This window comes from Polaribacter sp. AHE13PA, assembly GCF_019278505.1.
GTDB lineage: Bacteria > Bacteroidota > Bacteroidia > Flavobacteriales > Flavobacteriaceae > Polaribacter.
In genome coordinates this window covers 1,957,768-1,972,255 of the sequence record NZ_CP058985.1, presented here as the reverse complement: position 1 = coordinate 1,972,255, position 14,488 = coordinate 1,957,768, and the positions used below count along the sequence as shown (strand labels likewise).

Annotated in this window: 8 protein-coding genes; 7 read left to right on the top strand and 1 reads right to left on the bottom strand. The window is 29.7% G+C overall.

Annotated elements, in window-relative coordinates:
• Window positions 1-86: 86 nt before the first annotated feature.
• Window positions 87-3,374, bottom strand: coding sequence for a M60 family peptidase N-terminal accessory domain-containing protein (locus tag H0I28_RS08690; RefSeq protein WP_218761406.1), 3,288 nt, complete (start codon window positions 3,372-3,374; stop codon window positions 87-89).
• 384 nt (window positions 3,375-3,758) lie between these two features.
• Here H0I28_RS08690 and H0I28_RS08685 point away from each other — a divergent pair, with 384 nt between their 5' ends.
• The 7 genes from H0I28_RS08685 (at window position 3,759) to H0I28_RS08655 (ending at window position 14,477) form a co-directional block, all read left to right on the top strand.
• On the top strand, window positions 3,759-4,322 hold the full coding sequence (locus H0I28_RS08685) for an RNA polymerase sigma-70 factor (RefSeq protein ID WP_218731124.1): 564 nt from the start codon (window positions 3,759-3,761) through the stop codon (window positions 4,320-4,322).
• 201 nt (window positions 4,323-4,523) lie between these two features.
• Complete coding sequence (locus tag H0I28_RS08680) at window positions 4,524-5,669, top strand: FecR family protein (RefSeq protein WP_218754200.1); 1,146 nt, start codon at window positions 4,524-4,526, stop codon at window positions 5,667-5,669.
• Window positions 5,670-5,810: 141 nt separating this feature from the next.
• Window positions 5,811-9,098 (top strand): SusC/RagA family TonB-linked outer membrane protein, encoded by a 3,288-nt coding sequence (locus H0I28_RS08675; RefSeq protein ID WP_218761405.1) that lies wholly within the window; start codon window positions 5,811-5,813, stop codon window positions 9,096-9,098.
• Between the two features lie 16 nt (window positions 9,099-9,114).
• Entirely contained in the window at window positions 9,115-10,572 is a 1,458-nt protein-coding gene (locus H0I28_RS08670) for a RagB/SusD family nutrient uptake outer membrane protein (RefSeq protein ID WP_218761404.1), read from the top strand.
• A gap of 19 nt (window positions 10,573-10,591) precedes the next feature.
• Complete coding sequence (locus H0I28_RS08665; RefSeq protein WP_218754197.1) at window positions 10,592-11,374, top strand: DUF4843 domain-containing protein; 783 nt, start codon at window positions 10,592-10,594, stop codon at window positions 11,372-11,374.
• A 31-nt stretch (window positions 11,375-11,405) separates the two neighbouring features.
• Window positions 11,406-12,875 carry a PKD-like family lipoprotein gene (locus H0I28_RS08660; protein WP_218761403.1) on the top strand — a complete coding sequence of 490 codons (1,470 nt, stop codon included), beginning with the start codon at window positions 11,406-11,408 and terminating at the stop codon, window positions 12,873-12,875.
• Between the two features lie 240 nt (window positions 12,876-13,115).
• Window positions 13,116-14,477 (top strand): redoxin family protein, encoded by a 1,362-nt coding sequence (locus H0I28_RS08655; protein ID WP_218761402.1) that lies wholly within the window; start codon window positions 13,116-13,118, stop codon window positions 14,475-14,477.
• Window positions 14,478-14,488 lie beyond the last annotated feature (11 nt).

Here is a 14,488-nt window from a genome sequence, read left to right as displayed (position 1 = left end):
ATCTTTTTTAAGTTTTGAGAAGCACTCTCAATTACAGCAATCCCCATGATGTTTTTTTAGATCCCATTTTTTTGATGATTGTATAGTTATTGAACTATAAACTTTTTTATAATACGAGTGTTAGATAATTTTACCTTAATAAAATACATACCTGAAATCAATTTTGATGTATCGATAAAGGAATCTGGATTCATATATTCAGTTTGAATTAATGCGCCTTTTATATCATAAATTTCCACTTTAGTATTTTCTAAAGGTATCCCACTAATTTTTAAAATATTTTTAGTAGGAACGGGGAATAAAGACATTGTGCTTGTATTCTCTAAATTATTATTATCGATAGAAAGGTTGTTTTCTTTAGAGTAAATTTTTACATCACTAATTGCATTCCAGTCATCAAATTCATTTCCCCTACAAATAATTTTAATATAACGCGCTTTTCTAGAAATAGAATAGGCATCATAATTTTCATCTGTTTTGGTACTGGATAAATTTTGTTTTACTGCTAAATATGTTTGATTGTCTCTAGAAACTTCCACATCGAAATAATTGAATTTTGTAAGTTTATTCTGGAATTTTATTTCTAAATCACAAATATCATAGATAGCTCCTAAATCATACAATAAATATTCTCCATCTCCTTTAGATATCCATGCTGTTTCAGAAAGGTTATCTAAGGTGTTTTGTGCGTTTTCAGTAAAATTACTTGCTTCTACTGAGGTTGCTGTGATTTCAAGACAAGAACTATTGTCTTCTTCAGGTCTACCTCCAGGGAAGTATAAATTTATAATATTCTGTATTTCATCTATAGCAGATTGTCCTTGTGTAGGTCCGTAATAATCCCACCATTTTTTAAAGAATCCAGCAGAATATGATTGTGAGACATGATCATAATAAGTACTGTTTTCAATTTTAGATTCAGAGTAATCTTCTAATCCAAAGCTTCTGAAAGTTTCATTATCTATAGGAACTATGGTTTTATAAAAAGATAATTGATCATAAATTGCGGTAGATTTTTTTAAATCCCTATTTCCAATTTCAATTGCCAGACTATTGAAGTCATCTGGTTGAATTCCCCAAAAATGAATGAGAGGGCGTAAGTCATAACCAGCAGCTTCAGACATTCTTAGTAATCTATCATCAGCAGGTACATTATTTACATTGCTAGAATAGTCTATCGTTCCATTTTCATGACTTTTACTTGTATTAGCATAAAATGTCTCTATCGTTTCCCAATCAAAAAGTCTTACTAAATCGGCGTATTTTGCATGACCTCTTGGTTGGTATGAGAATTCTTGTTGATTTTCAGTTGTTACTGAACTCATTTGATTTCCTACTCTAAAGTTTTCTGTAATCATCCAACTAATGGCGGCTTCTTCAATAGAATGAGATAGACCATAAGCTGCAAAAGAATCTTCGAAAGCTTGATTTAATTCAATACCAAATTTTTTGTTATAAATAGGAACCCATAAGAAATTTACAAAAGATTCTATTTCTCCTCTAAATTTGTATATTTTTTCTGCGTGACCTTGTTCGTGGAAAAATACATTAATGAGATAACCTCTTTCGTCTCTTGGTCCGTTTATTAAGTAATTGTCATGATTTCCCTCATAATTTGTGTATGGATTGTAGGCAACGTTAGACTGTGGGTAGCCTGGGTAATTTGCGCTTCCTCTTGGTGTAACATCTACTTGTGCATAGACTACTGTTTTAGATCTAATAAGTGGTCGTCCTAAAAGTTCAGAAATAGCATCCATAGACATATCCCAATCGTTTAAAGGTGTTTCAGGATCATCAAAGGCATATATCCAAGATGTTGGCACTTGAATCATTATTTTATCAGTTTCAAAATCGGTCCAAGGAGCAGCATGTAATCTTTCTGTATTTTGCCATTCGCTTAAACTTGTTTTGTTAGCTACTGTATTTGCATAATAAGGAGAACGAATTACATTTTCTAGTGTTATATTAACAATGCCAAAACTACTGTGATAGGGGATGTTAATATATATACCCCCTCCCAAAGGGTTTGCTATTGTAGTTGTTGTGCTGTTTATTTCGTATTTTTTTGTTACACGATCCATCCTTTTAATGGTTGATTTATTAGATAAATCCCAAGTTTGAGCTCCTACGAGTATAGAAGCACCTGTACCAACTAATGATGAAGGAACAGTTATTTTAGCAATACTTCCTGGAGCTAAATAACAGCCTGTAGGTCTTCTAGCATCTTCTGTTTCATAATTAGCTTGTGTACCTGGTTTTCTTACATGTTCTCCATTAATTTTAACCGTGTAATTTACTGAAGCATCGGTTGGTTGTGCTGCTGCCCCAGGGAAAAAAGAAGATGTTAAAAAAAGCTTGTTGTTAAATAGATCTGGATAAGCTGTAATATTTGCTTCTGTATATGAGTAATCTAAAACAGATTGCATAATTAAGAGAATTGTATTTTCTAGATCAAAACCAGATGCTGTTCTAGAGAATCCTCCTAAAGTTGTTGTACCTGTTGTAAATAGCGCTCCTTTGTTAGTTTCATACAATTCAATGATTTCTAATGCTGTTTTTATAACATCAAAATTATCTGTAAATAAAGCGTAATCCGTTTTAATGGTATTGCTTATGGATTGAAATCCTGTAGTGGCTAATGTTGATGTACCTAAAATGTGGGTTTTAACTTTGTGAAATTGAGTTAATATCTCAGGATTATCAGAAGAAATAAAATCAGTGACACCAATTAGAAAAGCATCATCATAATTGCTGTAATAATTGGTATTATCATAAGTACCTCGAGAACTTGTGCCGTCCCATGTTTTTATTGAGGGGTTAAAATTACTGGCATATTTCCATTCAATATACATGACGCCATCATGAAAACCAGCAAATTTCCAGTATTTAGGGATCGTCACGACATCTCGTAAATGTGCAAAGGTGTTTTTTGTAACACCATCCCAAGACACAATTTCACGATTAACTGCAGAAGAACTAAAGTATAATGTGCCTTTATCAGCTCCACCTAAAACCCAATTATTAGGGTCTGTAAAAATAGAACTTAATGTACCGTAAGTTGTTCTGGTTTTAGAAGTGTTGTTCCAAATATCTATTTGTCCGTAATTACTAGAAGCTACATCGGTAATTTGATAATAAAAGTTTGAGCCATCAAGAGCCAAAAGTTCCCAACCTTCTGTTTTATTAAAAGTAGCATTGATGGTAATGTTTTCTTTTAAAGTAGTGGTTAATTGTTGGTAGGCATCAATTTCACCAAATGTATTAGAAGTACCATTTGATTTTTCGAAAAATAAGTCTTGAGCGAAAATTGATGATGTTGCTATTGCAAAGACATGCAATATTAAGAGTTGTTTAACCCATAGTTTTTTTTGCATAATTAAGTATAGTTAAGGTAGTTGTTTTAAGAAATAAACAACTGATTATAGATAGTCTCAAGCCATACCATAATTTCTTAAAGACAATATTACAATAATTATTGTGTAATTATTAGTTTGTTTTTAACCTAATAGTATGTTATTTTTACAATAAGGTAAAAAACCTGCTTTTTTCTTAACTGTAAATTAATTTTGAGAAACTCTTGCAAAATTTTAGATTCCACTAAAGCGATAAAAAATAACTTTATTTTTTGCTCTTTAATGAAAAAGAGGACTGCTAATTGTTGATTTGTGAAAAATTAAATGTTTTGATACTTCTTTTCTTTTTTAGCCTCTTAGGGCTGCTTATTTGATGTATTTTTGCATTAAATCAACTATAAATTCATGTATAATTCTGACGAAGATATAATACAAGGTATTAAAGCTGGAGATAAAAGAGCTTTAACTGTATTGTATAATACTTATTGGAAGGTTCTTTATATTTCTTCATATAATTTATTGAAAGATAAAGAAGTTTGTGAAGAAATTATTCAAGATGTATTTATAGAAGTATGGAATAAACAAAAAAATATAGAGATTAAGGTTTCTTTAAAAAGTTATCTCTATGCTTGTGTAAGATATAAGGTTTTTGCTGAATTTAGAAAGAATAAAATTATAAGAGTTGAATTGTTTGAAGAATTAGATAAGCGTTTTCAATATACAACTCCAGAAACTAAAATGATGCATGATGAGCTCGAGCTACAAGTTAAATTTATTGTTGGAAGTTTACCTGATAAATGTAAAAGAGTATACGAACTGAGTAGAAATGAGCATTTAAGTCATAAAGAAATAGCAGGGGAGTTAGGTATTTCTATTAAAACTGTTGAAAACCATATAACAAACGCACTTCGTATTCTTCGTACTTCTTTAGGGCACACTTTATTTATAGCTATTTTTCTAAATCGTTAAAATTTAAATCTAAATCTAGATTTTATTTTTTTTACATTTTAATCATCAATACCCTTGTTTTAGTGGGGATAATTCTTCTTTTTTAGTAAATTTTGATATTTTTTTTATAAAAATATATAAATAATTGATTTTTTTTTAGGGGGTAGGTGTCTTTTTACACACTTACTAGATATACATAGTTATTTTTTTTAATCATATTTTATGGAAAACAGTCAAAAATACAATGAAGAATTTAAGGAACTTATTGAGAAATATCTTGATTCTAAAATTTCGATTGATGAAGTAAAAAAACTTGTCAACTATTATGAAAGTTTTCAAAAGTCACATGATTGGGTTGAAGAATTAGGTTCTGAAAGTAGGATAAAGAATAAAATGCTTATCAATATTTTAGAATCAATAGAAACACCTATAAAAGTTGTTCCTTTTTATAGAAAAAATATTTTTAGATATGCAGTTGCAGCATCATTAATTACATGTATCAGTTTGGGAAGTTTGTATAAACATATTTTGTTTGGAGATAATAGTATTAATGTTACTCAAAACAATATACAGATTGGTACAAATAAAGCGAAGTTGACACTAGAAGATGGTACAAATATTATTCTTGACGAAAAAACCAATTATCATTCAAACAAGCTTTCTACTAATGGTCAATCGTTATTATATAATAAAACAAAAATAAGTGATGAGAAGGTTGTTTATAATTATTTAACAATTCCTAGAGGAGGTCAGTTTTTTGTTGAATTATCAGATGGTACAAAAGTCTGGCTAAATTCAGAATCTAAATTAAAATACCCTGTAAGTTTTACCAAAGGAAAACCGAGAGCGGTAGAATTGGTATATGGTGAAGCATATTTTGAGGTTTCTAAAAGCATTCTACATAATGGCGATGGTTTTTGTTTAAAAACCAATGAACAACAAATTGCAGTATTAGGTACTGAGTTTAATGTAAAGGCATACAGAAATGAAACAGAGATTTTAACCACCTTAATAGAAGGTAGTGTTTCTGTTAGTAATAGTATTAATAAAAGTATACTAAAGCCTGGTGAGCAATCTAAATTACCTCAGAGTGATAGTGATTTCGAAATTTACCAAGTAGAAATTGAAGATCAAGTTTCTTGGCGTAATGGAGAGTTTAGTTTTACAGATAAATCACTAGAAGAAATAATGAAAGTGCTCGAAAGATGGTATAATGTAGATATTCTTATCTCTAACGAAAAAATGAAAAAGATAGGATTTACTGGTGTTATAAGTAAGAACCAGCCTATAGATTATATATTAGAAATTATTAAAAACACAAACAATATGACTTATACAATCGATAAAAATACTATCGTAATTAAATAAAAAAAAACAAGGGATAAAACATAACGTCTCAAGCCAGTAATATCCCTTTATATTGATTCATTAACCAACACACACAAATTTATGAAAAGAAACATTAACAAACCTCCTTTATTTTTTAAAATAAGGTTCTTAGTACAAATTATGAAAATATTTATTTTTCTTTTTTCGTTGTCACTTTTTAGTTTTTCCTCTAGTAACGGATTTTCTCAAGACGCCAAAATCAACATAAAAAATAATCAAGTTATTTCTGTTGATCAAGTATTCAAACTTATTAAAAATCAAACAGATTATACTTTTATTTATAGAGCAGATTTGTTTGAAAACTACTCAAAAATATCTTTAAATAAAGGAGATATTAATGTAGGTGAACTTTTAAAGTTGACCTTGTCTAGTGGAGAGTTTATATATGAGTTTGCTAAAAATAATACTATTATAGTAAAAAATAATGATGCAGATGCTATATTAAAAAAAGGACAAGAGTATATAATTAGTGGGCATGTAACGGACGAAAATAAGATGCCTTTACCTGGTGTAACAGTAATAATTAAAGAAACCAAAAAAGGAGTTACCACAGATTTTAATGGAAAATATTCTATTAAAACAACGGATGGGTCTACGCTTATTTTTAATTATATAGGCTATGAAAAGAAAGAGGTAAAAGTTGACGGAAATAAGGAAATAAACGTACAATTAACTCCAGCTATTAGTGAACTAGATGAGGTGGTAATCACCGGTATAGTAAAAAGAGATAAAAGAAGTTTTACAGGAGCCACAACTACTGTAAGTAGAGAGCGGTTAAAAGTTATTGGAAACTCAAACGTTTTACAAAGTTTAAAAGTGTTAGATCCTTCTTTTATAATTGTTGAAAACAACCTTTTAGGTTCCGATCCTAATATGCTTTCAGACATCGAGGTTCGTGGAAAAACCAGTTTATCTACTAGTGATTTAGGGGATGAGTTTGGGGCTAACCCAAATCAACCTTTATTTATTTTAGATGGTTTTGAAACAACATTAAGAGTTATCACCGATTTAGATATGAATAGAGTGGCATCTATTACAATCTTAAAAGATGCTTCTTCTACAGCATTATATGGGGCAAAAGCAGCCAATGGTGTTATTGTTGTTGAAACATTAAGAGCTACTGGAGGAAAATTGCAAGTAACTTATAATGCTGATTTTAGAGTAGAAATGCCAGATTTAAATGATTATAATTTAATGAATTCTACTCAAAAGTTAGAGTATGAAAAACTATCAGGACTTTGGGATACAGATTCTTATAATGTTACTGGTCAATTTAAATTAGACAAACAATATAATGCAGCTTTAGCTGAAATTAAAAGAGGTGTAGATACTTATTGGTTAAATGAACCAGTAAGAGTAGGAACCACTTTAGGCCATTCTTTATATGCAAGTGGAGGTGGTGAAGCAGTAACATTTGGAGTCGGTTTAAACTATAAGAAATTAGAGGGTGTAATGAAAGGCTCAGATAGAGAAAACTGGGGAGCTAGTTTTAACCTAAGGTATAGAAAGGGTAAAATAAATATATCTAATAATTTATATATAAATGGATATGATGCTAATGACTCTCCTTACGGATCGTTTTCAAATTTTGCAAAAGCAAATCCTTATTTTAAAAAAACAGATGAAGATGGAAATATTACAAAATATTTAGATATTAATGATTATTATGGAACTGCTTATGTAAACCCTTTATACAATGCATCTTTAAATTCTTTAGATAATACAAGTAATTTGCAGATTACTAATAATCTACGTGCTGTTTGGACTTTAAATAGCAAATTTAGAATACAGTCAAATTTACAGTTAAATAAAGGTATTACCACGTTAGAAACTTTTTTACAACCGGAACATACTAATTTTAGAAATACGACTATTTTAGAGAGAGGATCATACAGCAATCAACGAACAGATATGTTCAGTTATAAAGTGAATACAATGATATCTTATGCTAATTTATTTAAAGATAAGCATAGTTTTACAGCTAACTTAAGGGGGGAGATTGAGGAAACTGATAACAAAAGAATTAGTTTCTCAGCAATTGGTTATCCTTCTGGAACCAATGGAAATCCTTCTTTTGCTTATAGTTACCCAGATTCTAAACCCAATGCGGTATATAGTAACTATAGAAGAGTTAATGTATTAGGGAGTGTTAATTACGACTTTGATAGAATATTACTTTTTGATGGAACTTATCGTTTAGATGGATCAACCGTTTTTGGCTCTAATGAAAGATATTCTCCTTTCTGGGCTGTTGGTGCAGGTGTTAATTTAAATAACGCATTTAATATGGATTCAAATAAAGTTTCGCAACTTAAGTTAAGAGGAAATATTGGATCTACAGGAAATCAAGGTTTTGGAAATTTATCTTCAGTTTCTATTTACGGATTTACACAAGACGTAAATGTTTTTGGACAAGGAACATATTTATCAACTTTAGCGAACCCTAATTTACAATGGCAGAATACTTTACAAACAAGTATTGGAGTAGATGGCGCTTTCTTTAACAATAGATTGTTTACTACTTTAAATGTATATAATAAGAAAACAGATCCATTAATTGTACGTATAGATCTTCCTTCTTCAACAGGTATCGTTAAATATCCTATAAATACAGGATATATGAATACAAAGGGACTTGAAGCTATTGTAAGATTTTCTCCAATTTATAAAATTGACGAGCAAATAATTTGGACACTGGGAGCTACTGCAAGTGCTGTTAAAAGTGAATATAATGGTTTTAATTCAACCTTAGAATCTTTAAATGATGAGGCGTTAGTAAGTAAGTCTTTACTTAGGTATCGTGATGGTTATAGTCCTGATGATTTATGGACTGTACAATCTTTAGGAATAGATCCTACAAATGGTTTAGAAGTGTTTTTAACTAAAGATGGTATGCCAACTTATGAATACAATTCTGATGATGAAAAAGTAATGGGTAATGCAAGACCAACTATGGAGGGTGTTATTAGTAGCAACCTGAGAATAAAAAACTTCACTTTTGGTGTAAATCTACGTTACCGTTTTGGAGGCGATGTAATGAATACGGCTTTATTTAATAAAGTAGAAAACATTTCAGAATCTAGTAGAATATACAACCAAGACGTTAGGGCTTTAACCGATAGATGGATTAATCCAGGTGATGTTTCTAGATTTAAATCCATTGCAGATTTTAGTTCAACACAACTTTCTTCACGTTTTATTCAAGAAGAAAATGTAATTGTAGGAGAATCTATAAACTTTGGATACGAATTTAAAGACCAACCATGGGTAAGCCAAATGGGCTTAAGCAGATTAAGATTAAATGCTTATATGAATGAAATATTTCGTGTTTCTTCTGTGAAAACTGAAAGAGGAATTAATTATCCTTTTGCACGTGCTATTTCGTTTAGTTTAAACGCCTCTTTTTAATATAAAAATGATGATAATGAAAAAATACTTAAAAAATATCATAGGAATCTCTGCTTTTATTTTAATGGTTTCTTGTAACGATTACTTAGATGTTCAACCTGTTGATGAATACTTAGAAGAAAATGTTTTTACCTCAGAAAATGGTATACAAACTGCTCTAAACGGTATTTACTCTAATATGACAAGTAGTAATACTTATGGTGGCAATTTAACATTAGGTACTGTAGATCTTTTAGCGCAACGCTATAATGTTAATAATGTTAGCCATAGATATCACTATTATGGAAATTACAACTATGAAAATGCAGGTGTTAAAAATACCTTTGATAATATATGGACCAGCTTATATAGCAATATATTAAACATTAATAATTTTATAGGAAGTTTAGAAACATATGGCCCTATAATTTCTCAAGAAAAAGAGGATATTTTAAAAGGAGAAGCTATGGGGTTAAGAGCCATGCATCATTTTGATTTATTAAGACTGTACGGTCCTGTATATAGTGCTAATGCATCTGCAGAAGCGATACCTTATAATACAGAAGCTAAAGCTAATTTAAATGCTTTATTGCCAGCAACAGATGTAATTGCTAAAATTTTAGCAGATTTGGATGTGGCCGAACAATTATTGGAAAATGATCCTGTAAGAACCTATGGAAAAGTAGCAGTAAATCAAGAGTACGATGATGCTACAGGTTACAATGGTGAAGATTTTTATAGATTCAGAAATCTCAGATTAAACTATTATGCTATCAAAGTTCTACAAGCGAGGGTGCATTTATATGCAGGAAATAAAGAAGCGGCCTTAATAGCGTCTAAAGTAGTCATTGATGAGGCTTCAACATGGTTTGAGTGGACAAGTCCTTCAGAAATAATTTCGGCAGGTGAAAATCCAGATCGTACATTTTCATCAGAAGTACTATTTGCTATTCACAATAATAACCTATATAATCAACATGCTAATTTATTTGATAGTTATTTAAATGGTTATGCAATTCTAGCAAGCGAAGACTCTCGTTTAAACACTGTTTTTGAGGGGAATCAAAATGACTACCGTTACATTTATACATGGATGATACCTGATGTTGGTGATCATACTTTTAGAACGTTTTTTAAATATGCAGATGTAGATAGCAATAGTAAAGCGTTTCGTTATAGACAACCATTAATTAGAATTAGTGAAATGTATTATATCGCAGCCGAAACAGAAGAAGATCCAGCAGTAGCTATAGATTATTTAAATACGGTACGCTATAATAGAGGTTTAGTAGACTTACCTTTAAGCGCAGATATCCAAAGTGAAATTCTAAAAGAATATCAAAAAGAATTTTACGGAGAGGGGCAATTATTCTTTTATTATAAAAGAAAGAATGCTTTAAGTATTCCTGATGGTTCTTCTACTACAGGAGATGTAATTATGGATACAAATAAATATGTGGTTCCGTTACCAGAATCAGAAACAGATTATCGTTAATAATAAAATTTTATTTTTTATGAAAAAATATATAAAAACAATAATTACGCTATGTGTTATAGCGTTCGCTTTTTCAGCTTGTGAAAAAGAAGAAATTGCAACCTTTAATGGTAAAGATGTTATTTATTTTCAGTGGGCCATAGATGGAAAAGAATTTGCATCCCAAAAAATAGATAGTACGGCTATTAGTTTTGCTTTAGAGTTGCCAACAGAAGTAACCGATTCTTTAATATTAGTTCCTGTAAAAATTCAAGGATATGTTAGTTCTAAAGATAGGTCTGTAACGGTGAAAGTTTTAGATGAGTCTACCGCTCAAAAAGATATTCATTATACAATTTCAGATAATATTATGATACCTGCAAATGAATATATTGGCTACATACCTGTCTCTTTTAATAGAACTGAAGATATGAAAGTAGAAGAGGTGTCTTTAAAAATTCAATTGTTAGAAAATGAGAGTTTTAAAGTGAACTTGTGGGGAGAAGAATTAAGTGATAATAATCCTAATCGAATTTTAAGCTATTCAGAATTTGAAATAACAATTTCAGATATGTTAACGGAGCCAGATAGATGGTCTGTATTAGAAAAATATTTAGGTGCATTTTCTGTGAAAAAATATTATTTGATTGCAGAAGTTAACGAAATTCCATTACCAAATTATAATGTTTTAACGTCGAGCTTTTGGCCAGACTTTTATGGTCATGTAGCTGTATTAAAAGCTTATTTAGAAGCTCAAAAAAATGCAGGGACTCCTGTTTTAGAAGAGGATGGTACAGAAATGGTTTTAGGACCTAATGCCTAATTAATTATTATTTAATTTAAATACATATAAAATGTTTAAAAAAATAAAAATACAACTTGTTTTAGTGTTTTTCACTTGCACGTTGATATGTTCTTGTCTTGAAGATCAGGGTAATTACAATTATACAGGAATAAATCAAATAGAAGTCGCAGGTTTAGAAGAAATATATTCTGTAGTTAGGTTTGATGAATTTAATATTGTTCCTGAATTAGTGAGCTCTCAAGATCAAAATGAAGAGAATACATATAGTTATAAATGGCAGGCATATCAGCCTGCAGATACAGGAGAAAATAGACTAGTAGATTTATCTTTTGAAAAAGATTTAAAAACCACTATTAATCTAATACCAGGAGATTATACTATTTATTATACTGTTAAAGATCTAAATACAGAGGTAGAATTTCAACATAGTTTTCAACTAAACGTAGTAAATAATATTTACGAAGGCTGGTTAGTTTTAAGTGATGTAAATGGCGTTGGTAGATTAGATATGGTGTCTTTAATTGAAAACGAGTATAGAACAGCGTATGATATTCTTAATGTTGTTGGTTCTGAATTAACATTGACAGGTACTCCAAAATTTGTTTATACCTACCCGTTTGAATCTAATTTTTATGGTATTTATGTTTCAACTACAGGTAATGGTACTGTTAAATTAGAGCCTAATACATTTACATGGAATAGCTCTTTTAATATCTCTGAAGAGTTTGTAACAAATCAACCAGAAGATTTAGAAGTTGATAATATAGTTGCTAAAGCAAGTCAAATGTCATATGCCGTTAAGGATGGAAATGTATATTACTATTTTAGTGTCTTTAGTTATAAATATAGTGCGCCTATAAACTCTATTAATGGTGTTTTATTTGAAGCTTCACCTTTTATAGGAAAAGGAACTTATTTTGGAAATTCAATTTTATACGATAACACCAACAAGCGTTTTATTAGAACAAACTTTGGTAGCTCAAGAGTCATGCCAACGGGTACACGTTTTAATTATACTACCGGTAAAGATTTGGAATATATGGTAGGTAATAATTTTAATAGTAGTGCTGGTGCTCAAATTTTTGCAGTGTTAAAAGACCCTATTGACAGCAAAAAATATTTAGCTTTATTTAATGCAACTAATAGTTCTCAGTCTTATTATGCTGAAGTGGTAGCGCCAGATTTTGACCAAGCAACAAGCTATGCTGTGAGTCCAAACTATGGGTATTTATTTTATGCTGTAGGAGGAAAAGTATATCAGTATGATTATTCTTTAAAAACTACAAAATTAATGGTAGATAAAGGTTCCGATGAAATCACAATGATAAAATTTAATGATTTTTTCTATTCTAATAGCGATTATGATGAATTAGGATTTCAATTAATTGTTTGTAGTTATGATGGCTCAGAAGGGACTATGGAATTATATGATGTACCACCTGTAAATGGTCAAATAGAATTAAAAACGTCATACTCTGGATTTGGCAAAATTAAAAGTGTTGCATATAGAGAACGTTAATAAGTTTTAAAAAGGGTTGTGTTACTATCAGCCCTTTTTTTATAACACCTAATGATATTAATAAAACAGCAGTGTAGTACGTTGTTAAAGACTAAAATTCTGTTGATTCTTTTTAAGTAATAACATTAAAAGTATATCTATAAAATATTATAGGTATAGCTTTTTACACCTATATGTTTTTGAATATTTTCAAATAATTTTCTGCAAATAGCAATAAAAAAACTTATAATAAAAACGCACATGAATAAAGTATTATTTATATTGATAATGGCTTTTTGCCTTACGTCTTGCTCAAAAAAAACTAAATTAGATTATGTTTTATTAACGGGTAAAATAGACAATCTTAAAGATAAAGAAATAACCCTATTAAAAACGAATCGTTCCTACACCAAAAAGATAGTTGTAACTTCTGATGGTACTTTTAAAGATACGATGAAAATAAAGTCAGGTTTTTATAGATTAATTTCTGGTAAAAATAAAGTAGTTTTTTATTTAGAAAATGGGTATGACCTTAATATTAAAGCAGATGCAGATAATTTTAAGTCATCTCTTAATGTTTCAGGAAAAGGTGCTGGCGCTACAAAATATCTAGCTATTAAGGGAGATATTTCTTCAAATTTAAGAACAGGAGAAACTTCTTTTTTTAAACTAAAAGAGACGAAATTTTTAACGACTGCAAAGAAAATTAAAACAACGCTCCATCAGGTTTTAGATACCATGCAAGGGGTGTCAGAAAACTTTAAGGCTTTAGAAAATAGAAATATTAATTACTCTTATGTATATCAATTATCAAATTTTAAAAAATTTAATAAAATTAATGATGAGGTTTCACAAGAACTGAAAAAAGAGTTACAAAAAATAGATTTTAATAGTGAAGAAGATTATAGATTTTCAGGGGCTTACTATACATTAATTGGTGATTATTACACAGGTCAAGTTAAAGAATTAGTTAAAACAGATTCTATAGATCGTGGTTTAGCTTCAATAAAAACGTATTCTAAAATTTCAAATCAAACCATTAAAAATGAGTTGATATATATTCAAGCACGTATGTCTATTGCACAGACGGAAAGTTTAGATGTATTTTATGAAACATACATGAGTGCTTCTACAGACGAAAAAAACAATGCTAAAATTTATGAAATCTATCATAGCCTTAAAAAGGTTTCTGAATACAAGTTTTCTCCAAAATTTATTGATTATGAAAATTATGCTGGAGGAACTAGTTCTTTAGATGATTTTAAAGGGAAATATGTTTATATAGATATTTGGGCAACTTGGTGTGGTCCGTGTTTAGGACAAATACCATATTTAAAAAAATTAGAAAAAAAATATCATAATAAAAACATCGAATTTTTAAGTATTTCCATAGATCAAAAAAAGAATTATGATAAGTGGAGAACTATGATTGAGGAAAAAGAACTTGGAGGAGTTCAATTATTAGCTGATAATAATTTTAATTCACAGTTTATAAAGGATTATGCAATTAGTGGTATTCCAAGATTTATCTTATTAGATCCCCAAGGTAAAATTATTGATGCAAATGCACCAAGACCATCAGATGAGAAGTTAATCAAGTTATTTAATGAACTTGATCTATAATTATTACAGCT